Annotated in this window: 21 protein-coding genes; 12 read left to right on the top strand and 9 right to left on the bottom strand. The window is 66.6% G+C overall.

The window, feature by feature from the left end:
• Nucleotides 1-98: 98 nt before the first annotated feature.
• From HWX07_RS14450 to HWX07_RS14435, 4 genes are all read left to right on the top strand, one after another.
• Nucleotides 99-1,457, top strand: a complete 1,359-nt coding sequence (locus HWX07_RS14450) for an NAD(P)/FAD-dependent oxidoreductase (protein WP_175876670.1) — start codon at nt 99-101, stop codon at nt 1,455-1,457.
• 326 nt (nt 1,458-1,783) lie between these two features.
• Nucleotides 1,784-2,218 (top strand): phosphatase, encoded by a 435-nt coding sequence (locus HWX07_RS14445; RefSeq protein ID WP_175876669.1) that lies wholly within the window; start codon nt 1,784-1,786, stop codon nt 2,216-2,218.
• Between the two features lie 182 nt (nt 2,219-2,400).
• Nucleotides 2,401-4,026 carry a histidine-type phosphatase gene (locus HWX07_RS14440; RefSeq protein ID WP_175876668.1) on the top strand — a complete coding sequence of 542 codons (1,626 nt, stop codon included), beginning with the start codon at nt 2,401-2,403 and terminating at the stop codon, nt 4,024-4,026.
• Nucleotides 4,027-4,224: 198 nt separating this feature from the next.
• Complete coding sequence (locus tag HWX07_RS14435) at nt 4,225-4,533, top strand: hypothetical protein (RefSeq protein WP_175876667.1); 309 nt, start codon at nt 4,225-4,227, stop codon at nt 4,531-4,533.
• Nucleotides 4,534-4,555: 22 nt separating this feature from the next.
• Here the strand turns inward: HWX07_RS14435 and HWX07_RS14430 are convergent, their stop codons facing one another.
• Nucleotides 4,556-4,852: a hypothetical protein gene (locus HWX07_RS14430; protein WP_175876666.1), complete on the bottom strand. Its 297-nt coding sequence runs from the start codon at nt 4,850-4,852 to the stop codon at nt 4,556-4,558.
• A gap of 424 nt (nt 4,853-5,276) precedes the next feature.
• Between HWX07_RS14430 and HWX07_RS14425 the strand changes: the two genes are divergently transcribed.
• Nucleotides 5,277-6,881, top strand: coding sequence for an EAL domain-containing protein (locus HWX07_RS14425; protein ID WP_175877100.1), 1,605 nt, complete (start codon nt 5,277-5,279; stop codon nt 6,879-6,881).
• Nucleotides 6,882-6,899: 18 nt separating this feature from the next.
• Here the strand turns inward: HWX07_RS14425 and HWX07_RS14420 are convergent, their stop codons facing one another.
• The gene (locus HWX07_RS14420) at nt 6,900-7,265 is read right to left on the bottom strand and encodes a hypothetical protein (RefSeq protein WP_226210494.1); all 366 of its coding nucleotides are present in this window, start codon (nt 7,263-7,265) and stop codon (nt 6,900-6,902) included.
• A 234-nt stretch (nt 7,266-7,499) separates the two neighbouring features.
• Between HWX07_RS14420 and kdgT the strand changes: the two genes are divergently transcribed.
• The 5 genes from kdgT (at nt 7,500) to HWX07_RS14395 (ending at nt 13,480) form a co-directional block, all read left to right on the top strand.
• Nucleotides 7,500-8,579 carry a 2-keto-3-deoxygluconate transporter gene (gene kdgT, locus HWX07_RS14415; protein WP_244129984.1) on the top strand — a complete coding sequence of 360 codons (1,080 nt, stop codon included), beginning with the start codon at nt 7,500-7,502 and terminating at the stop codon, nt 8,577-8,579.
• A 78-nt stretch (nt 8,580-8,657) separates the two neighbouring features.
• Complete coding sequence (locus tag HWX07_RS14410) at nt 8,658-8,954, top strand: hypothetical protein (protein ID WP_175876665.1); 297 nt, start codon at nt 8,658-8,660, stop codon at nt 8,952-8,954.
• Nucleotides 8,955-9,033: 79 nt separating this feature from the next.
• Complete coding sequence (locus HWX07_RS14405; protein ID WP_175876664.1) at nt 9,034-11,418, top strand: DNA polymerase II; 2,385 nt, start codon at nt 9,034-9,036, stop codon at nt 11,416-11,418.
• A gap of 502 nt (nt 11,419-11,920) precedes the next feature.
• Nucleotides 11,921-12,244 carry a DUF4148 domain-containing protein gene (locus tag HWX07_RS14400; RefSeq protein WP_175877099.1) on the top strand — a complete coding sequence of 108 codons (324 nt, stop codon included), beginning with the start codon at nt 11,921-11,923 and terminating at the stop codon, nt 12,242-12,244.
• 108 nt (nt 12,245-12,352) lie between these two features.
• Nucleotides 12,353-13,480, top strand: a complete 1,128-nt coding sequence (locus tag HWX07_RS14395) for a J domain-containing protein (RefSeq protein ID WP_175876663.1) — start codon at nt 12,353-12,355, stop codon at nt 13,478-13,480.
• 16 nt (nt 13,481-13,496) lie between these two features.
• Here the strand turns inward: HWX07_RS14395 and HWX07_RS14390 are convergent, their stop codons facing one another.
• From HWX07_RS14390 to HWX07_RS14365, 6 genes are all read right to left on the bottom strand, one after another.
• Nucleotides 13,497-14,402 (bottom strand): LysR family transcriptional regulator, encoded by a 906-nt coding sequence (locus HWX07_RS14390; RefSeq protein WP_175876662.1) that lies wholly within the window; start codon nt 14,400-14,402, stop codon nt 13,497-13,499.
• Between the two features lie 79 nt (nt 14,403-14,481).
• A complete protein-coding gene (locus HWX07_RS14385) occupies nt 14,482-15,726 on the bottom strand; it encodes an acyl-CoA dehydrogenase family protein (protein WP_175876661.1) in 1,245 nt (414 codons plus the stop codon).
• 40 nt (nt 15,727-15,766) lie between these two features.
• Nucleotides 15,767-16,525: a glucose 1-dehydrogenase gene (locus tag HWX07_RS14380; RefSeq protein WP_175876660.1), complete on the bottom strand. Its 759-nt coding sequence runs from the start codon at nt 16,523-16,525 to the stop codon at nt 15,767-15,769.
• A gap of 7 nt (nt 16,526-16,532) precedes the next feature.
• Nucleotides 16,533-17,297 carry an SDR family oxidoreductase gene (locus tag HWX07_RS14375; RefSeq protein ID WP_012338952.1) on the bottom strand — a complete coding sequence of 255 codons (765 nt, stop codon included), beginning with the start codon at nt 17,295-17,297 and terminating at the stop codon, nt 16,533-16,535.
• Between the two features lie 78 nt (nt 17,298-17,375).
• Nucleotides 17,376-18,407: a phosphotransferase gene (locus HWX07_RS14370; protein WP_175876659.1), complete on the bottom strand. Its 1,032-nt coding sequence runs from the start codon at nt 18,405-18,407 to the stop codon at nt 17,376-17,378.
• 19 nt (nt 18,408-18,426) lie between these two features.
• Nucleotides 18,427-19,101: a histidine phosphatase family protein gene (locus HWX07_RS14365; protein WP_175876658.1), complete on the bottom strand. Its 675-nt coding sequence runs from the start codon at nt 19,099-19,101 to the stop codon at nt 18,427-18,429.
• A 169-nt stretch (nt 19,102-19,270) separates the two neighbouring features.
• Between HWX07_RS14365 and HWX07_RS14360 the strand changes: the two genes are divergently transcribed.
• Entirely contained in the window at nt 19,271-19,477 is a 207-nt protein-coding gene (locus HWX07_RS14360; protein ID WP_175876657.1) for a DUF1737 domain-containing protein, read from the top strand.
• Between the two features lie 120 nt (nt 19,478-19,597).
• On the top strand, nt 19,598-19,753 hold the full coding sequence (locus HWX07_RS14355; protein WP_034185249.1) for a DUF3309 family protein: 156 nt from the start codon (nt 19,598-19,600) through the stop codon (nt 19,751-19,753).
• Between the two features lie 125 nt (nt 19,754-19,878).
• Here HWX07_RS14355 and HWX07_RS14350 read toward each other — a convergent pair whose 3' ends face one another.
• Complete coding sequence (locus tag HWX07_RS14350) at nt 19,879-20,256, bottom strand: BON domain-containing protein (RefSeq protein WP_006480033.1); 378 nt, start codon at nt 20,254-20,256, stop codon at nt 19,879-19,881.
• Between the last annotated feature and the right edge of the window lie 32 nt (nt 20,257-20,288).

Raw genomic sequence — 20,288 nt, 5'->3', positions numbered from 1 at the left:
GAGTCGCTTATAAACATTAAATTGTTCGAGTGGGTTCGAAACTATATCGTCGGTTCTTGAGCAATGTCATCCGAATCGTCATTCAGCGGGAGCCCAACATGGACAACACCACGCCCACCCTTGCAACGGACCGCGCACCGCGTCTGCCGCGCATCGTGATCGTCGGCGGCGGCGCCGGCGGCCTGCAGCTCGCGACGCGCCTCGGCGATACGGTCGGGCGCCGCGGGCACGCCGACGTCGTGCTCGTCGACCGCTATCCGACGCACTTCTGGAAGCCGCTGCTGCACGAAGCCGCATCGGGCCATCGCGATCCGGCCTCCCACACGATCGAATACGCGGCACAGGCGAAGCGCCACGGCTTCCGCTTCGTGCAGGGCGCGCTGCAGCGGGTCGACCGTGCGGCGCGCACGGCGACGATCGCGGCCGTACTGGATGCGGACGGCACGGAAGTCCTGCCGCAGCGCACGCTCGACTACGACGATCTCGTGCTGGCGGTCGGCAGCGTGACGAACTTCTTCAACGTGCCGGGCGCCGAGCGCCATGCACTGCCGCTAGAAAACCTCGATCAGGCCGAGGATTTCCGCCGCAAGTTCCTGGCTGCGTGCACGAAGGCGAATCACCTGGCCGAGCAGCAGCCCGCGCGGCGCGCGGCGCCGATCTGCATCAACGTGATCGGTGCGGGCGCGACGGGCGTCGAGCTGGCCGCCGCGCTGCGCCATGCAGTTCAGCAACTGACGACGTACCGCTTCAAGGCGCTGGTGTCCGCGCGTGACGTGCACATCCGGCTGATCGAAAGCGGCCCGCGCATCCTGCCGGCGCTCGACGAACGGCTGTCCGGCAAGATGCACGCGCAGCTGCGCGCGCTGAACGTCGACGTGCTGACCGAGACGCGCGTGGCGGAAGTCGGCGCGGATGCCGTGACGACCGCGACCGGCGAACGGCTCGCGAGCGACATCACGATCTGGGCGGCCGGCGTCGCGGGCCCCGCGATGCTGCGGAGCATCGGCGACATCGCGCTCAACCGGTCGAACCAGGTGATCGTGACCGACACGCTGCAGACCCCCGACGATCCGCACGTGTATGCGTTCGGCGACTGCGCCGCGTGCCCGTCGGCCGGTGCAGGCGGGTTTCTGCCGCCGCGCGCGCAGGTCGCTCATCAGCAGGCGGTGTATCTGGTCAACGCATTCGCGCGGCGCGTCGCCGGCAAGCCGGTGGCCGGCTTCACGTTCCGCGATGCGGGCACCGTCGTGTCGCTCGGGCATGCGGGCGCCGTGTATCAGGCGGACATCGGCGGGCGCTCGCGCTCACTGATCGTCGACGGGCTGGCGGCGATCGGGCTGTACAAGTTCCTGTATCGCAAGCACCTGTTCAGCGTGGTCGGCATGAAGCGCGCGCTGTTCCAGTCGCTGAGCCACTGGCTGCAAAGCCGTCACCAGCCGTCGATCAAGCTGCATTGATCGCGCCTGTTCGCGCACGGCATCACAACGCGGCATATCGGGCGGGCATCGCTCGATATGCCGTTTTTCCATATGCATAGACTCGATGCATTCACACTGCGCGCCACGCTGGTGCATCACGTTGAACGCGATCGATACGATGCAATTCATACGGGACATGCCGCGCGACCCGCATTCCGCGCCCGCGCTGGCTCGCCACCCCATTCATTAGCCAAATCGTATGAGTCGGCGAAAAATATTAATTGGTCGAGTTTTCCGGATCGACGCTAAGGTGTGTGGCATTCCCGTCGGCGAACGGATCATCACGTTTCTGAAAAGGAATCACCGTGGTCATCGAAGCCATCGTCACCCGTCTCGACGCAGCATTCGCGCAGATCGAAGCCACACCGGATTCGCGCGAATCGCGCCATCAGCGCGACGCGATCATCCAGTGGCTCGACCGCGCATCGGAAGAAGGCTATCGGCTCGGCCTCGTCACGACGCTGCCGGCCGCGCGGCTCAGCGACATGTTCGAAGGCCAGTTCGGCCGCGCGAACCTCGACCGCTTCTCGGTCGTCGTCACGGATTCGGATCAACAGGACTCCAGATCGAATCAGCATCCGTTCGATGTCGCGCTGCAAGCGCTCGGCGTGCCACCGGAGCGCGCGGTCGGGATCGCGAGCAGCGAACCGGAACGCCGTGAAGCCGAGCATTTCGGCCTGTCGCGCTGTGTGAACATCACCGATACGGTGCGCTCGATCGCATCGGCCGGGCTGCACTGAACGGCCGCACACGGGCCGGCCTCGGCCGGTCGTCATCGTCGATCCGGCCGCAATCCGACGATTGTCCGACCGCATCCTGACATTCTGCTGTCAAAGTCGCTTGCAACACTTCGGGGCTCGACCACATTCCCCCGGAGACGGGACGACGCGCATGCGTATCGTCCCGTCCGTTGCCCGCCACGATGACACGCCCGACCCGCACCGCCGCCGCCCTCACGATTGCCTGCCTGTTGCTCGCCGCTTGCGGCGGAGATGACTCGACGCCGCCCGCCACGTCAGCCGACAACAACGGCACGACGCCCGCGCCGCAACCGCAACCTCAGCCCACGCCGACTCCGGCTCCCGCGACCTACTACCAGACGAAGACGCCGTACCGCCCGCAGCAGGACGCGGCGACGTACGAAGCGCCGCCGGCCGGCTACGCGCCGGTCTATACCGAACTCGTCGCCCGTCACGGCTCGCGCGGGCTGTCTGGCTTCAAGTACGACGGCGCGATCTACGCGATGCTGGTCAAGGCAGAGGCGGACGGCGCATTGACCGCGCTCGGCGCGCAGCTCAAGGCCGACACGTACGCGATGATGAAGGCCAATGCGCTGCTCGGCTATGGCGTGCAGGGCATTTCGACACCCGGGTACGGCAACCTCACGCAAACCGGCATCCGCGAACATCAGCAACTCGCCGCGCGTCTCGCGCAGCGGCTGCCCGCGCTGTTTGCGACGGGCAACCGGCAGGTGGTCGTCGTCAACTCGGGCCAGGATCGCGCGGTCGACAGTTCGACGTATTTCTCGGCGGCGCTGGTTGCCGCGCAGCCGGCATTGGCGCCGGCCATCACGCTGCCGGCCGCGCCGGCCGGCTATCCGGCGAGCGCGCCGGTCGCTCAACCGGCCGGCACCAACCGCTTCCTGCTGTATTTCCACTCGCTGAAGCCGGCCACCGATCTCGTGACCGACACGAGCGATCCGTACTACGCGACCTATCAGGCGAGCCAGGGGTACCAGACCTATGCAAACGACGCGACGGTGGCCGCGAAGCTGAAGGCGATCAAGGCCGCGCCGCAGGCGGCCGACGTCGCGCAAACGGTGCTGGCCGCGCTCGTGTCGCCGGCCTTCATCGCGAAGCTCGGCTCCGACGGCTACACGTTCGCGAACACCGGCACCTATGCGTTCACGTCGGCGGACGGCAAGTTCACCAACACGCTGAAGGGCGACGGCAAGACGAAGATCGCGACGGCGGTCGATGCGGTGAACGTGCTGTACAACCTGCTGCAGGTCGCGCCGGCCATGACCGCGGAAACCGGCGGCGTCACGATGGAGAAGTACATCGGCGCGGAGCAGGCGCAGTATCTCGCGTACCTGCAGGATGCCGAGGACTACTACCAGAAAGGGCCCGGCATCCAGGAAGCAAACCCGGTGACGTACCGGATGGCGAAAGTGCTGCAGGACGATTTCTTCGGCGAAGTCGATGCGATCGCGCGCGGCGACCTGACGCACGCCGCGAAGCTGCGCTTCACGCATGCGGAGATCGTGATTCCGTTCGCGTCGATCATGAACCTGAAGAACGTGTTCGTGCCGACGCCGCAGGCGCAGACGTACACGTATGCGAACAACCCGTGGCGCGGCGACCAGGTCTCGCCGATGGCCGCGAACATGCAGTGGGATGTCTATCGCAACGGGTCGCGGCTCATCGTGAAGATGCTGTACAACGAGCGCGAGACGGATTTCCAGGCCGCGTGCGACGGTGCGAAGCTCGCGCCGGGCAGCCATTTCTACGACTACGCGGGGCTGAAGCAGTGTTACGGGTATCAGTGACGGGATGCGCGAGCGCGTTGACGCGCGCCTTTCGGCGCAGGACGGGAGAAGCGGCACGGCAGCGGTGCAGCCGGCGACCGGGGCGGGCGATCGGCGTCGCCCGTGGCCGAGCGGCCCGTTCGGGCACGTGACACGCCTCTCGCACGCACGAACTCGCACCGGCTCGCATGGTCGAACGAGCATCGCCGGAGAACCCTCATGAAACGCGTCGCCCTTGCCGCTGCCCTGACCCTGTTTGCCGCCATCAGCCTGCCGGCCATCGCCGGTGCGCCCTCGGGTGCCGTCGCGCCGCCGGTTCCGGCTCAGGCATACGCGAAAAATTGCGTGCCGTCGCGGGACGCCGCACCAGGCACCCGCTCTCCCTCCAGCGCGCCGCCGATCCGTGTCTGCGTCGGCGATTCCAACACGCAGCTGAACCTGCCGTGGTTCCTGACCGATGTCCTCACTGCCGTGGACACGCATCAGTCACCCAGCGGCCTGCTTCACAAGATGCGCAACGACTTTTGAATCTCGCCCGGCACCGCATCGTTCATGACGCATCGGAGCGCTTCAGCACCTGGATGAACGTGTCGACGATGCCGGCCCACATCGCGAGGTCGGCGATGCGCTCCAGCAGCATCCGCAACTCCCGTCGCTCGTCGTTCGACAGTACGCCATGCACACCACGGATACTGTCGTAGCGCGGCGTACCGCGCGATGCGAGTGCGCGATCGAGCGAATAGTCGCGGGCCTGCCCGTCCACCGAAATCCTGATCCACAGCGAACCACCGTCCGCCAGGGCGGCGCCGTCGGCCACGATGACCGTGGGCGCGGTATTTTCTTCCATCGCAAAGCTCCTGCTCGACACCCTCGCGGCCGACCGCCGAAAGCGGGCCACGCGGAAATGTTTCTTTTTGAGACACAATCACAAAACGGCAGCATTTTTTAGACAACAATATTTCGTAATAGCGCGCCGCATCATATACTTGCCGCGCACCATCCTCGTGCCAAGAGACGGTGTCTTTCGTCCCGGCCGCACACACTGTGCGGCCGGGTCTTTTTTCGAGACGCTGCGCCTATATACATGCTCAATGTACGCATGTTATTGAGGGATACCGCCAGATCGACGGACGATCGCGACAAGCAACTGCCGATGCCGTCGCGACAGCCGAATCGATAGGCATCCGAAACCGGCGCGCGAGCCGCATGGCCCGACTCGGGCATGCGGCGTGCGTGCCGCTGGTGTATCGACCGGTTCGACTTGCCACGTCATGCGTATAACACCAAAGGCAATCGCGGGGCTGCGGGCGCTCACGCCCGGCTCGACACTCCTCTTCCACCGCAACGGCGCGTGGCCGCGCGTCATGTTTCTCGCCGCCGTGATCATTTGCGTGCTCGTGCCCGCGTTCGCGATCGTACTGGCCGACCGCTACGCACGCGATGTCGTCACAGCGAACGAGCGCGTCGTGGCAAACGACATCGTGGCTTCCGTTAACCGCATCCTGGACGGCGTGCGCCTCCGACACGCGGACGAACTGAGCGCGCTCGTCGGGCGGCCATGCGCGACGGTGTTCCGGACCCTCGCCGAAGTGGGCACTCGCCTGCGCTATCTGCGTGCGGTCGGGCTGGTGAGCGACGGCCGCCTGATGTGCTCGTCGGCGCTCGGTTCGATCGACCTGCCGCTCACCGCGTATGCGCGCGAGCCGGAACCGGGCTCGATGACCGTCACGCTGCTACGCCAGACGCCGTTCCAGCATGGCATTCCGGTGCTGTCCGTATTCCGATCCACCGCGCGCGGCGCGGGCGTCCTGTATGTGATCGAGGGCGACTACGTGGCCGACGCGCTCGCCCACGGCACCGGCAACGGGGCGGAAACGGCCACGCTCTCGATCGCCGGTTCTGGCCGTCTCGATCAGCAGGGGAAGTTCTCGCCGGAAACGGAGGCGGCCGCCGCGGGCGGCAGCACGATTGCTTCGCAGCGCTGGCCCTTCACGGTGTCGGTTATCGCATCAACGCGCTACGCGTCACAGGTCCAGCGCCATTACCGGCTGATCTGCGCGACGATCGTGCTGCTGGCCGACAGCCTCGTGATGGCCGCCTACCTGCTCGCGATGGCGCCGCGGCGGCTGTTGCTGAAAGCCGTGCGTCACGCGCTCAGGCGCGACGAGTTCCACGTGGTGTACCAGCCGATCGTCGACGTGCAGACGCGCAGGACGGTCGGCGTCGAGGCGCTGCTGCGCTGGCACCATCCGAAGTGGGGGGCCATCAGCCCGGCCGTGTTCATCCCGCAGGTGGAATCGAGCACGGTGCTGCCGAAGGTCACCGAATTCGTGCTGCGCACGGCGGTCGCCGAGCTGACCGCGCTGACGCCGTCCGCGCCACTGCGCATTGCCGTGAACATTGCGCCGCAGGATCTCGAGCGCGGGCGGTTCGTGGCCGACGTCGAGGCAGCGATCCGTGCGCTGCCGCCCGGCTTCACGCTGGTGCTCGAAGTCACCGAGCGCATCCTGCTCGAGAAAAACGCGCGCACCACCGAGATCTTCCATGCACTGCGATCGAAAGGCGCGAAATTCGCGATCGACGATTTCGGCACGCATCACAGCAATCTCGACATGCTGTCGCGCTTCCCGTTCGACTACGTGAAGATCGATCGACAGTTCGTGTCGCAACTGGACAGCGGCAGCTCGAGGCTGATCGAGGGAATCGCGGCCGTCGCGCATCACTACGGCCTGAAGATCATCGCGGAAGGCGTGGAAACGGAAGCGCAACATCGCGCGCTGCATGCGGTCGGAATCCACTACGCGCAGGGCTACCTGTACCAGCGGCCGTTGCGCGCGGAGAGCCTGCAGCGCGATTTCGCCGGGGCGACGGTGTAGCGGCGCCGCCGACGGCGACTACTGCGCGCCGTATTGGCCGCCGAGGCGCACGCGGCCCTGCTCGACCCACCCTTCGACGTCGTCGCCGGTCTTGCCGTTCACGTACATGACGTCGTACCAGCGCCCGTGCGACTTGTAGACGGTCACCGAATCGCCGGGAACGATGAAGGTGCGCTTCGTAATGCACTGCGCGTCGGGCGCCGAGTAAAAATACGCGCGGCCCGTGCCGATGACCGTACCGGACGCCGGCGGCCGGAAGTTGTCGTCGGGGCCGCTCGTGGCCGCATCGAGCTTCCCGCAATCGACCGTGCTCTTCGCTTGCGCGCCGTTCGCGCCCAGGCTTGCGCCGAGCACCAGCAGCGCGATGCCCATGTGCATCGTCATTTTCATCATTCGCCCTCCACGCCGTAGTGTTTTTTCCGGTTTGCCGGTTCGCGGCCGGCATACGCTCGATCCTGCGCGACGGTCGTCACAGTCGTCACCTCGGCGCCGGCCGCGTCCGGATGATACGACGACCATCGAAATTCACGAAAACGGACCACCGTTCCGAATCATGTCCTATAGTCAGTCAGCAGACATCATTCGACAACGGGACGCATCGACGTCCACGGAGGAGACGTGAAGCTGAAACAGGCCATCGACCGCATTCCGGGCGGACTCATGCTGGTGCCGATGCTGCTGGGCGCGTGCGTGCACACGTTCGCACCGAACGCAGGCAAGTACTTCGGCTCGTTCACCAACGGCCTGATCGCGGGCACCGTGCCGATCCTCGCCGTCTGGTTCTTCTGCATGGGCGCGACGATCGACCTGCGCGCGACGGGTGTCGTGCTGCGCAAGTCGGGCACGCTGCTCGCGACGAAGATCGTGGTCGCGTGGCTCGCGACGGTGATCGCCGCGCGGTTCATCCCCGACGACGGCATCCGCACCGGCCTGTTCGCGGGCCTGTCGCTGCTCGCGATCACGACGTCGATGGACATGACCAACGGCGGCCTCTATGCGGCCGTGATGCAGCAATACGGCACCAAGGAAGAGGCCGGCGCGTTCGTGCTGATGTCGATCGAATCGGGGCCGCTCGTCAGCATGCTGATTCTCGGCGCGGCCGGCGTCGCGGTGTTCGAGACGCGGCTTTTCATCGGCGCGGTGCTGCCGTTTCTGATCGGTTTCGTGCTCGGCAATCTCGACGTGGAGTTGCGCGAATTGTTCGGCCGCTGCGTGCATCCGCTGATTCCGTTCTTCGGCTTCGCACTCGGTAACGGCATCGATCTCAACGTGATCGCGAAGAGCGGCCTGCCGGGCATCGCGCTCGGGCTCGCGGTGATCGTCGTGACGGGCGTGCCGCTGATTCTCGCGGACAAGTTTCTGGGCGGCGGCAACGGGACGGCAGGGCTGGCCGCGTCGTCGACGGCCGGCGCCGCGGTCGCGAACCCGGCGATCATCGGCGAGATGATTCCGAAGTTCAAACCGATGGTGCCGGCGGCGACGGCGATCGTCGCGACCGCGTGCCTCGTGACGGCGATTCTCGTGCCGATTCTGACGGCGATGTGGGCGAAGCGGGCGGCCAGGGCGTCAGGGGTGCCGGTGCGGGTCGCGGCGCGGGCGGCGCATGGTGGGGCGATCGAGCATGAGGGGCATGTTCGAGGGGGTGCCGGTTCGGGTCCGGCCCCCGGCACCGATCATCCTGGCGTCAGCTCGCCATAACCCCTCGAACGCTTCCCTTCGTGTAGGCTCCGGAATCCGGCTCACGTTGCCCAGCCGCCGTTTTCCGGAGCGTCTTCCATGCCCACCGCCGTCCTGCTGCGTACCGGCCATTCGCACCTCTATCCGGGCAGCATCGTGACGCTCGACCACGATGCGCCGGGCACCGCCAAACCACACCCCGCCGTCATCGAATTCGCGGACGGCTCCGGCGCCACCGCGACACTGTCGCGCGTCGGTGACGATACCCTCGAACTTGCCGTGGACGAATACGTCACGCAGAAGCACCACGCGATCGTCGCGCGCCGCTGGTGGCTGCGGCGGATCGATGCGGCCCACACGAAATGGCGCATCACGCGCCGGCTTCCTGCCACCTGATGCCATGGCGCCGCTATCGGCGCGAACCGCTTCCAGGCGCTAAAATCCGCCGCCTGGGCATCCACGACGAGCAAGCGTTTTGACGGCGTTCGAGCAGGGCTTCATCCTTACCCGCCACTGGCGGGACACCGCATCCGGCATCGAGATCGAGTTCTGGCTGGCAACCGAACACGGTCCGCGCCGCGTGCGGTTGCGCCCGCAGGAAGCCGTCGCGTTCATCCCGGCCGAACAGCAGGCACTCGCCGAACGCACGCTGGCCGGCGAGCGCGAAGCCGAATTGCGCCCGCTCGCGCTACGCGACTTCCGGCAGCGCCCGGTCGTCGGCCTCTATTGCAAGCGCTACCGGCATCTGTCCGGGCTCCAGAAGCGGCTCGCCGCCGCCGGCGTCGACGTCTACGAAGCCGACGTGCAGCCGCCCGACCGCTACGCGATGGAGCGCTTCATCACCGCATGCGTGGCGTTTCGCGGCCAGCCCGGCCGCGACGGCACGCTCACCGGCGGCGAGCTGAAGCCCGCAACCGGTTACCGCCCCGCGCTGCGCTGCGTGTCGCTCGACATCGAAACCAGCGTCCACGGCGAGTTGTATTCGATCGCGCTCGAAGGCTGCGGACAGCGCCAGGTCTACATGCTCGGGCCGCCGAACGGCGACGCAAGCGGCAGCGCAAGCGCCCTGGACTTCGACCTCGACTACTGCGACAGCCGCCCCGCGATGCTCGCACGGCTCAACGACTGGTTCGACCGGCACGATCCCGATGCGGTGATCGGCTGGAACCTCGTGCAGTTCGACCTGCGCATCCTGCATGCGCACGCGGAGCAATACGGCATCCCGCTGAAGCTCGGGCGCGGCGGCAGCGTGCTGGACTGGCGCGCGCACGGCCAGCAGCCCGACCACTTCTTCGCGGGCGCGGCCGGCCGGCTGATCCTCGACGGCATCGACATGCTGAAATCCGCGACGTGGACCTTCCCGTCGTTCAGCCTCGAATACGTGTCGCAGTCGCTGCTAGGCGAAGGCAAGTCGATCGACAACCCGTACCAGCGGATGGACGAGATCCAGCGCCGCTTCGAGCACGACAAGCCCGCGCTCGCGCGCTACAACCTGAAGGACTGCGAGCTCGTCACGCGCATCTTCGACAAGGCCGACCTGCTGTCCTTCGCGCTGGAACGCGCGAGCGTCACGGGCCTCGCGGCCGATCGCACCGGCGGCTCGGTCGCGGCGTTCACGCACCTGTACCTGCCGCGCATGCACCGGCTCGGCTATGTCGCGCCGAACCTCGGCGACGTGACGGGGCAGAACAGCCCCGGCGGCTTCGTGATGGATTCGCGGCCCGGGCTGTACGACTCGGTGCTCGTATTCGACTACAAGAGCCTCTATCCGTCGATCATCCGCACGTTCCTGATCGATCCGGTCGGCCTGATCGAGGGGCTCGCGAATCCTGGCGACGACGCATCGGTGCCCGGTTTTCTCGGCGCGCGCTTCTCGCGCACCGCGCACTGCCTGCCCGACATCGTGCGCCGCGTGTGGGAGGGCCGCGACGACGCGAAGCGCCAGCGCAACGCGCCGCTGTCGCAAGCGCTGAAGATCATCATGAATTCGTTCTACGGCGTGCTCGGCTCGACGGGCTGCCGCTTCTTCGATCCGCGCCTCGCGTCATCGATCACGATGCGCGGCCACGAAATCATGCACCGCACGCGCAAGCTGATCGAAGCTCAGGGTTACGAAGTGATTTACGGCGATACCGATTCGACGTTCGTGTGGCTCGGCCGCGCACATGACGACGACGAAGCCGGCGCCAAGGGCCGCGCACTCGTCGCGCACGTGAATCGCTGGTGGCACGCCCATCTGCGCGAACAGTTCGGGCTCGATAGCGCATTGGAGCTGCAATACGAGCGGCATTACCGCCGCTTCCTGATGCCGACCGTGCGCGGCGCGGAAGAAGGCAGCAAGAAGCGCTATGCGGGGCTCGCGGCAACGGCCGACGGCGGCGAGGATCTCGTGTTCAAGGGACTGGAAACGGTGCGCACCGACTGGACGCCGCTCGCGCAGCAGTTCCAGCGCGAGTTGTACCGGCGCGTGTTCAGGCGCGAGCCGTACCAGGATTTCATTCGCGACTACGTGCAGCGCACGCTGGCCGGCGAATTCGACGACCAGCTCGTCTACCGCAAGCGCGTGCGCCGGCCGCTGCGCGAATACGAGCGCAACGTGCCGCCGCACGTGCGCGCGGCGCGCATCGCCGACGAGTTCAATCAGGCGCAGGGCCGGCCGCTGCAGTATCAGCGCGGCGGCTGGATCAGCTACGTGATGACGACGGCCGGCCCCGAGCCGCTCGAAACGATGCGCTCGCCGATCGACTATGCGTTCTACCTGAGCCGCCAGATTCAGCCGGTCGCCGATGCGATCCTGCCGTTCCTGCGCGACGATTTCGAACGCGTGATCTCCGGACAGAGGCAGTTGTTCGGCGACTGACGGACTACCATCGAGTCCGCTCCGGTTGCGCATGCAACCGATTTCTTTCCGACCACGCTTCGCTCATCGACCATTTTTTCTGCCGATCGACCCGCATCGGCATCGATCGGCACTCGCACGCGCCCGCACGCCGCACGACAAGTCAAACCGATTGCCCCGGTCGGAAATCGGGCTTGGACGCAGCGCCGGCCGGTCGATCTGCCTGCGCATCGGATCATTGCCCTCGACCCGCGCACGCACCTACCACCGAGCCGAGCCGAACGCCACGATCGATGACGACGCCGTCACCGCGCGCGTCCGGAACGGCTCATGCGACAAGCACCGTCGCAGCAATCGCCGATGCGTGATCGCCACGGCATGCGCGTTACGCACTCTCACGCATTCTGGAACACAGCTCGCCAGGAATCGCCGTTTATCCGGCCGTTCCGGGTTCCTAAACTTGCTTCATCGGTCCGGCCTGCCGCACGTACGCCGAATCGCAACGAAACTGTCTGAGGAAATCGTGAAATCGCTCGTCGTTACCATCGCCACCGTCGCCGCTACCGCCACCATGCTTCTTGCAGGACCGACCGTGTCGTACGCGCAATCGTCCCACTCGACGCTCACCCGCGCGCAAGTGCGCCAGGAGTTGCTGGACCTCGAATCGGTCGGCTACAACCCGTCGATCGGCGACGGCGACAGCTATCCGGACGACATCGTCGCCGCGCAGGAACGTCTGGCCGCGAAGCGCCTCGCCGAACACAAGAATGCCGAAGCGGCCTACGGCCCGAACGGCGCACCGCGTTCGGATTCCGGCGCGCCGGCAGCGGCGGCCGTGACGCACTGACGCGCCGCCGGTCGCCAACGGGAAGTGCCCCACTCCGCGCCGCCCCGCGGGCATGCGGCTAAAATACCGGCCTGCCGCGCGTTCCGCCGCGGCCGGAGGACACTCATCATGACCGCACGTCGCGGTGCCGCGGTCGCCATCGCACCCGGCCACGAGACAGCCAGCCTGTCGAAAGCCCAGCAAACGTTCAATACGCTCGTCAAGCAGATCGAAACGCGGCGCGAGCGGCTCGGCGCGTGGGAAGCCGTGATGCCGGCGTTCCAGAAGAAGTTCGTCGACGGGTTGTTGCCGCTCGAACAGGAAGCGACGGCGCTGCGTATCCGGCTGATCCATCTGCTCGACGACGCGTTCCTGCAGAAGGGTCTGAGCAAGGCCGAGCAGCGCACGCTGTCCGACCTGATCGTGGATATGGCGCGCGAGTTGCTCGACGTCAGCGACGACGCGACGTTGAAAATCATCTACAACCGGCATGCCGGAGCCGCGCACACCGGCCACTCAGCGGCCGCTCCCGAGCCCGCCAAACCGGGACGGGAACAGGAACCCGAACCGCAATCGCCGGAAGATCTCGATACGCTGTCACCCGACGAACTCGCCGCACGCATGCAGGCCGAACTCGACGCCCAGTTCGAGCGCGACATGGCCGCCCACGCGGCCCGCGAGGCGCAGCGCGCGAAGCGCAAGAAGGCACCGAAGCAGTCGGCCGCGCAGGCGCGGGTCGAAGCCGAGCAGGCCGAATCGAACAAGTCGATCCGCGAGATCTATCGCAAGCTCGCAAGCGCGCTGCACCCCGATCGCGAAACCGATCCGCAGGAACAGCAACGCAAGACCGTGCTGATGCAGCGGGTCAACCGTGCCTACGAGAAAGGCAATCTGCTCCAGCTACTCGAATTGCAGCTGGAAATCGAACAGATCGACCGGCGTGCGATCGACGGCCTCGGCGAAGCGCGGCTCACACGCTACAACGGCATCCTGGAGGAACAACTGCGCGAACTCGATCAGGAGATCGTGCACGTCGAGAACGACTTCCGGCGCACGTACGGGATCGCGCCGTCCACCAAGGTCGCGCCCGATACCGTGATTCGCATGCTTACGCGCGACATTGCCGGCATGCAGCGGAGCAACCAGGATTTGACCGTCGCGCTGCGCGAGTTCGAGGATCCGGATCAGGTCAGGAACTGGCTGAAGGACATGAAGCGCCGGCCCGCATCGTCACGCTTCGACGACGATTCGTATTGAGCCGCCTGCGCGCACATCAGCGCACCTCACCGATGCCGCCCATCAGCGTCATCAACTGCTCGCGCAGCCACTGGCTGCCCTGATCCTGATCGGCGCTGCGATGCCAGTAGCAGAAGTAGTCGAGCCCCGGCATCTCGAACGGCAGTTCCAGGATGCGCGCCGGATAGCGCTGCAGCAGCCGCAGCGGCGCCGTCAGCACGAGATCGCTTCGCATCGCAATCAGCGGCGCGACCATGTAGTGCTGCACGCGCATCTGGATGTTGCGGCGCAGCCCGAGCCGCGTCAGTTCCGCGTCGACGTGCCCGCTGCCCTTGCGGCGGCTCGATACGTGGATGTGGCCCATCGACAGGTAGTGGTCCATGGTCAGCGTGTCGCCCTTGAACGGGTGATCGTTGCGGATCATGCACGCGTAGCGGTCCTGCACCAGCAGCGCCTGGTGCAGATGCGGATCGCCGATCAGCGGCGCGTCGATCGCGATGTCGACCGAGCCGTTCGCGAGCGCGGTCGCGACTTCGCGGCGGTCCATCGTGTAGCTGCGCACGTGCATGCCGGGCGCATGCGTCTGCAGCAGCTCGCCGAGCGCGGGCAGCAACAGCGCTTCCGTCAGGTCGCTCATGCTGAGCCGGAACACGCGCGCCGACGAAGCCGGATCGAACACGTCGCCTTCGTGCGCGCTCGAATCGAGCAGTTGCAGCGCCTCGCGCACGCGGCCGACGATGTTCTCGGCCATCGGCGTCGGCATCATCCCGGCCGGCGTGCTGACGAACAGCGGATCGTTCAGCGTCTTGCGCAGCCGCGCCAGCGCGTTGCTGACGGCCGGCTGCGTGAGGTTCAGCACCTCGGCCGCGCGCGTCAGGTTGCGCTTGTTGTAGATCGCCTCGAATACGACGAACAGGTTCAGATCAATCTTCGAAAGGCGCATCGCCGGATCTCCTTGCCGGCATCTTAATACGGCGTGCGCCTCCCGTTCACCCACGTCGCTCTCCGGTGCAGCGCGCCGCTCAGCCGCGCGGCGGCGGCGTCAGGTATGGTGCCGTCGCGCCGGGTTCGCCGTCCTTGATCTCCATCCGCGCGATGGCCTGCAGGTGCACCTCGTCCGGGCCGTCGGCGAAGCGCAGCGCGCGGCCCCAGGTCCACAGGTCGGCCAGCGGCGTATCGGGGCTCAAGCCCGCCGCGCCGAATACCTGCATCGCGCGGTCGCACACGTCCGTATAGACGGTCGGCACGAGCGCCTTGATCATCGAGATTTCCTTGCGCGCCGCCTTCGCGCCGACCTTGTCGATCATCCACGCGGCCTTCAGCACCAGCAGGCGTGCCTGGTCGATCTCGATACGCGAGCGCGCGATCCATTCGCCGACCGTGCCGTGCCGGTTCAGCGGCTTGCCGAACGCGACGCGCGACTGCGCGCGGTCGACCATCAGCTCCAGCGCCAGCTCGGCCGCGCCGATCGAGCGCATGCAGTGGTGGATGCGGCCCGGCCCGAGGCGCGCCTGCGCGAGCGCGAAGCCGCTGCCTTCCTCACCAAGCAGGTTGCGCGCCGGCACGCGCACGTTGTCGAACGTGATCTCGCAGTGCCCTTCCGGCGCGTGGTGATTGACCACCGTGATGTTGCGCACGACCGTCACGCCCGGCGTGTCGCGCGGCACGAGGATCATGCTCTGCTGCTGGTGCGACTCGGCCTCGGGATCGGTCTTGCCCATCACGATGAAGATCTTGCAGTTCGGATGCGCGGCGTTCGTGATGAACCACTTGCGGCCGTTGATCACGTACTCGTCGCCCGCGCGCTCGATGCGTGTCGTGATGTTGGTCGCATCCGACGACGCGACGTCGGGCTCCGTCATCGCGAACGCCGAGCGGATTTCGCCGCGCAGCAGCGGCAGCAGCCACTGTTCGCGCTGCTCGGGCGTCGCGAACATGTGCAGCAGCTCCATGTTGCCGGTGTCCGGCGCGTTGCAGTTGAACACTTCCGACGCCCAGCTCACGCGCCCCATGATCTCGGCGAGCGGCGCGTATTCGAGGTTCGTCAGGCCCATCCCCGGCTCGTCGTCCTTCAGGTGCGGCAGGAACAGGTTCCACAGCCCTTCCGCCTTCGCGCGTTCCTTCAGTTCCTCCATGAACGACACCGGATACTGGCCCGCGTGCACTTCGTCGTTCCACTGGCGGATGCGCGGCACGATGTGCGCATCCATGAATGTGCTCACGCGTTCGCGCAGTGCTTCCACTTTCGGGGTGTAGCCAAAGTCCATGATCGACTCCTCGAGATTTCCGTGTTTCCGTTCGTTCGGTTCAGAAGGCCGAGACGCCGCCGTCGACGGCGACGGCCTGCCCGGTCAGGTAACTGTTGTCCTTCGCGCACAGCATCAGCATCGTCGCGACGATTTCGTCGGGCCGGCCGAGCCGCTTCATCGGCGAGCCCTGCGCCAGGAAATCCTGGCGCTCGCCGATCTCGCTTTCGGTGACCATCGGCGTCGTGCTGTAGAACGGGCACACCGCATTCACGCGGATGCCGTGGCGTGCGTATTCGAGCGCGGCCGTCTTCGTGAGCCCGACCACCGCATGTTTCGACGCCGCATACGCGGCCAGCTTCGGCGCCCCGCCGAGCCCGGCCATCGACGCGACGTTCAGGATCACGCCTTCGCGCTGCGCGAGCATCTGGCGGATCTGGTGCTTCATCCCGAAGAACACGCCCTTGGCGTTCACCGCGAAGTTCAGGTCGAGATCGGCTTCGTCGGTGTCGATCAGCGCCTTCATCGGCGGGGCGATGCCCGCGTTGTTGATGCCGACGTCGAGCCGCCCGAAGCGCGCGACGGCTTCCTGCACCAGCGCGGCGACCTCCGTTTCGACGCGCACGTCGCAGCGCTGCGCGATCACGTCGGCGCCGGCCGCGCGCAGCGGCGCGGCCACGCGTTCGAGTGCATCGCCGTTCAGGTCGCCGAGCGCGAGCCGCGCGCCCATCGCGGCGAGTTCGCTCGCGAGCAGTGCGCCGAAGCCGCTCGCGGCGCCGGTGATCATCACGGCCTGGCCGGCGTAGCTGTCGAGTTTCATTGCGCGCTCAGATCGTCAGGCCGCCGTCGACGACGATGCATTCGCCGTTCGTGTAGCTCGCCGCATCCGACACGAGATACAGCACGGTGCCGGCCATTTCGCGCGGCTCCGCGTGGCGGCGCAGCGGGATCTTCGTCATCCAGGTTTCGTAGATGTCCTTGTCCGCGAACAACGCGCCCGCGAACTTCGTCTTCGTGAGCCCCGGCAGCAGCGCGTTCACGCGGATGCCGAGCGGCCCGCATTCCTTCGCGAACGCCTTCGTCATGTTGACGACGGCCGCCTTCGTGATCGAATAGATGCCCTGCCGGTCGCCCGGCTGCAACGCGTTCACCGACGCCGTGTTGACGATCGCGCCGCCGCCGTGCGTCTTCATCAGCTTGCCGGCTTCGACCGACATGAAGAAGTAGCCGCGGATGTTCACGTCGACGGTCTTCTCGTACGCGGCGAGATCGGTATCGAGGATGTGCCCGAAATACGGGTTCGCCGCGGCGTTGTTCACGAGGATGTCGAGACGGCCGTGCTTGCCGCGGATGTGCTCGAACGTCGCGGCGATGTCCTCCAGGCGCCCGACGTGGCACGCCAGCGCCTCGGCGCGGCCGCCCGCCGCGACGATCGCGTCGGCCACGGCCTGGCAGTCGTCGAGCTTGCGGCTCGACACGATCACGTACGCGCCCTGCTCCGCGAGCAGTTTCGCGATTTCCTCGCCGATGCCGCGGCTCGCGCCCGTCACCAGTGCGATCTTGCCCGTCAGGTCGAACAGGTTCGTTGCCATGTTGCTGTGCTCCTCCATTGATGGTGTTGTCGTATTGCCGCGCGGCGATCGTGGCGATCGTGACCCTTCGCGGCGATATCAGCGATGCGCGTCGATCACGCCGACGGCCAGTTCGGCCAGCCGGCCGGCCATTTCGCCGACGCGCAGCGCCTGCTCGCTCGATGCGTTGCCCTGCAACGCGCGCGCCTTCACGCCCTGCGCGATCGCCGCGAGCCGGAAGAAACTGAAGGCGAGGTAGAAATGCCAGTCGCGGATCGGCGCGATGCCGCGCAGTTCGCAGTAGCGCGCGACGATCGCCGCTTCGTCGGGAATGCCGAGCGCCGCGCGATCCTGGCCCGCGAGCCCGCGCACCTGGCCGCCGGACGGCAGCCGCAGGCACATGCAGAAGTACGCGAGATCGGCGAGCGGGTTGCCGAGCGTCGACAGTTCCCAGTCGAGCACGGCCTGCACGCGATAGCCGTCGCGCGCGAACATCAGGTTGTCGATCCGGAAATCGCCATGCACGAGCGCCGGCCGGCCCGTGTCCTCGGGGCATGCCTTCGGCAGCCAGTCGATCAGCGTCTCCATCGCGTCGAGGCGCCCGGTTTCGGCCGCGCGATATTGCTTCGTCCAGACACCGATCTGGCGTTCGAAGTAGTTGCCCGGGCGGCCGTAGTCGGCGAGGCCCACCGCGTCGACATCGACGTCGTGCAGCGCGGCCATCGTCTGCAGCAGCGCGTCGTAGCAGGTCGCGCGATCGGCCTTCGGCAGTTCCGGCAGCGCGGGATCCCAGAAGATCCGGCCATCCTCGAAGCTCATCACGTAGAACAGGCTGCCGATCACGTCGCGGTCTTCGCACAGGTGATACGGGTGCGCGACCGGCACCGCGGTGCCCGACAGTGCGGTGAGCACGCGGAATTCGCGGTCGACCGCGTGCGCGGATTTCAGCAGTTCGCCCGGCGGCTGGCGGCGCAGCACGTAGCGGCCGCTTTTCGCATTCAGCAGGAAAGTCGGATTCGACTGGCCGCCGGCAAACTTCTCCGTGTCGACCGGGCCTTCGAAGCCCGGCACGTGCGTTTCCAGATAGCGCGTGAGGCGGGCTACGTCGAGTTGCTGGGAAGGATTCGTCATCGTCGCGATCGTTCGTGGGTCAGCCGTAGGTGCGCAGCGCGTGTCGTTCGGGGTCCTCCAGATGCGGGATGCCGTTGAACGACGCGAGGTGGAACGCCTCGGCGTTGAAGAAAAACTGCGAAAGACTGCTGTTGCGGATCTGCAGGTTCAGCGCGATCGCGCTCGACGGCGGGGCCGCGAGCACCTGCTGCACGGTGACCGCGATCGGGCCGCCGGAGCTCACCGCGAGCACGCGCTGGCCGCCGCCTGCGCGGATCGCCGCGCGCGCGTCGGCCACGCGCTGCTGGAAATGGGCCCAGCTTTCGGGGGCTGCCTCGCCGAGCTTGTCCTCGGTCCACAGCTGCAGCACCTGCCGGAGCGCGCGGAAATGGTCCTTCATCGAGCCGGCCGCGAGCCGCGCGATCTCCGGGTAGTCGCTGGCGGCGGCCGCGAACAGCCCGTGGAAATCGTATTCGTTCAGGCCGGGATGGCGGTCCACCGCGACGCCTTCGCGGCCCATCCCGCGCAGGATCGCGGCGACCGTCTGCGCATGGCGGTTCATCGTGCCGCAGATCACGCGATCGAACGCCAGGCCCTGCCGCGCGAAATATTCGCCGAGCCAGACGCCCTGCTGATCGCCCGTCGCGGAAAGCCGGTCGTAGTCGTCGGTGCCGAACGACGCCTGCCCGTGCCGTACCAGAAAGAGTTCAGCCATTGCATGCCCACCTGAGTGAAGGACTCAGCATAGCGAGTGGGCGGCCATTTTTAAAATTTATTTGTTGAATGAACAGGCATTCATGATGTAAATGCCCCGGCCTTCGCAGATGGAATGGGTTTGTCCGACTTATACTGGCCGATCCGCCCCCTTCACAGGAGTCCTGCCCATGTCGCATTCCCCGCCCAACGACCTGCCCCGCTACCGCTTGCTGACGGGCAAGGATGACGCAGCGTTTTGCCACCGTGTGTCGGATGCGCTGGCGCTCGGCTATCGCCTGTACGGCTCGCCCGCCGCCACCTTCAACGGCGATCACGTCGTCGTCGCCCAGGCCCTGCTTTGGCCGGACACCGCCGGCATGGACGCCGGCGCGTAATCCCGGTCGCCCGCCGCGCACCGTCCGATGCGGCAGCGGCGCCCTACGGAACGATCGTCCCCTCGCGGCACGCGAATTGCGTCAGCCCACACCGTGTCGAATAAATCCAGGAGGGATGCGATGCTCGGTACGATCCTCATCATCGTTCTGATTCTGCTGCTCATCGGAGCATTTCCTTCATGGCCGCATAGCCGAAGCTGGGGCTACTGGCCATCGGGGACCGTCGGGCTGATCGTCGTCATTGTCGTGATACTGGTGCTGCTCGGTCGCATCTGACGCCCCCGTCACCGGCGGGACGCGTCGCAGCCGGCACGGGTGTGTGCCTTCCCGAGCCTTCGCCGTGGATTCTTTACACGACGAGACCCGCAAAGACATGCACCCGATGCCGTCAACCCTTTCCGTTACTGGCCACCCTCCAGGCGTAACTGGAGCTTGCTCTTCACCGACGTCACGCCCGGTACCTGGCGGGCCGCGTCCACCGCGGCCCGGTCCTGGGACTCGTCGGCGATCTGCCCGGCCAGCGTCACGTCGCCCGTCTTCGCCTTCGCGAACACGGTGACCTGCGCATTGCCCACGCCGGGCGCCCTCACGATCGCCTGCCGAACCTTCTTCGCGAATGCGCGGTCGGCCGCGCGTTCGGCCTTCTTCGCCGCTCGCGGCGACGCGGCCGCCGACGCCGCCTGCTCGGCGGGCGCGGTGGGTGCGGCGGACTGCGCGTGACCGGCCAGCGGCGACAACGCAACGAAACCTGCAACGACGATTGCAAAACGGGACTTCATCGGATTCTCCTCGACAGGAACGAACGGGTACA

Source organism: Burkholderia sp. BCC0097 (assembly GCF_902832985.1).
Taxonomy (GTDB): Bacteria; Pseudomonadota; Gammaproteobacteria; order Burkholderiales; family Burkholderiaceae; genus Burkholderia; species Burkholderia orbicola.
This window is presented reverse-complemented; position numbering and strand designations above follow the sequence as displayed.

Bases quoted from the DNA above. Each gene is read 5' to 3' on its own strand.
- HWX07_RS14450 (WP_175876670.1), top strand. From the start codon at position 99: ATGGACAACACCACGCCCACCCTTGCAACGGACCGCGCACCGCGTCTG.
- HWX07_RS14440 (WP_175876668.1), top strand. From the start codon at position 2,401: ATGACACGCCCGACCCGCACCGCCGCCGCCCTCACGATTGCCTGCCTG.
- HWX07_RS14435 (WP_175876667.1), top strand. From the start codon at position 4,225: ATGAAACGCGTCGCCCTTGCCGCTGCCCTGACCCTGTTTGCCGCCATC.
- HWX07_RS14430 (WP_175876666.1), bottom strand. From the start codon at position 4,852: ATGGAAGAAAATACCGCGCCCACGGTCATCGTGGCCGACGGCGCCGCC.
- HWX07_RS14425 (WP_175877100.1), top strand. From the start codon at position 5,277: ATGCGTATAACACCAAAGGCAATCGCGGGGCTGCGGGCGCTCACGCCC.
- HWX07_RS14420 (WP_226210494.1), bottom strand. From the start codon at position 7,265: ATGACGATGCACATGGGCATCGCGCTGCTGGTGCTCGGCGCAAGCCTG.
- HWX07_RS14410 (WP_175876665.1), top strand. From the start codon at position 8,658: ATGCCCACCGCCGTCCTGCTGCGTACCGGCCATTCGCACCTCTATCCG.
- HWX07_RS14395 (WP_175876663.1), top strand. From the start codon at position 12,353: ATGACCGCACGTCGCGGTGCCGCGGTCGCCATCGCACCCGGCCACGAG.
- HWX07_RS14390 (WP_175876662.1), bottom strand. From the start codon at position 14,402: ATGCGCCTTTCGAAGATTGATCTGAACCTGTTCGTCGTATTCGAGGCG.
- HWX07_RS14385 (WP_175876661.1), bottom strand. From the start codon at position 15,726: ATGGACTTTGGCTACACCCCGAAAGTGGAAGCACTGCGCGAACGCGTG.
- HWX07_RS14380 (WP_175876660.1), bottom strand. From the start codon at position 16,525: ATGAAACTCGACAGCTACGCCGGCCAGGCCGTGATGATCACCGGCGCC.
- HWX07_RS14375 (WP_012338952.1), bottom strand. From the start codon at position 17,297: ATGGCAACGAACCTGTTCGACCTGACGGGCAAGATCGCACTGGTGACG.
- HWX07_RS14370 (WP_175876659.1), bottom strand. From the start codon at position 18,407: ATGACGAATCCTTCCCAGCAACTCGACGTAGCCCGCCTCACGCGCTAT.
- HWX07_RS14365 (WP_175876658.1), bottom strand. From the start codon at position 19,101: ATGGCTGAACTCTTTCTGGTACGGCACGGGCAGGCGTCGTTCGGCACC.
- HWX07_RS14360 (WP_175876657.1), top strand. From the start codon at position 19,271: ATGTCGCATTCCCCGCCCAACGACCTGCCCCGCTACCGCTTGCTGACG.
- HWX07_RS14355 (WP_034185249.1), top strand. From the start codon at position 19,598: ATGCTCGGTACGATCCTCATCATCGTTCTGATTCTGCTGCTCATCGGA.
- HWX07_RS14350 (WP_006480033.1), bottom strand. From the start codon at position 20,256: ATGAAGTCCCGTTTTGCAATCGTCGTTGCAGGTTTCGTTGCGTTGTCG.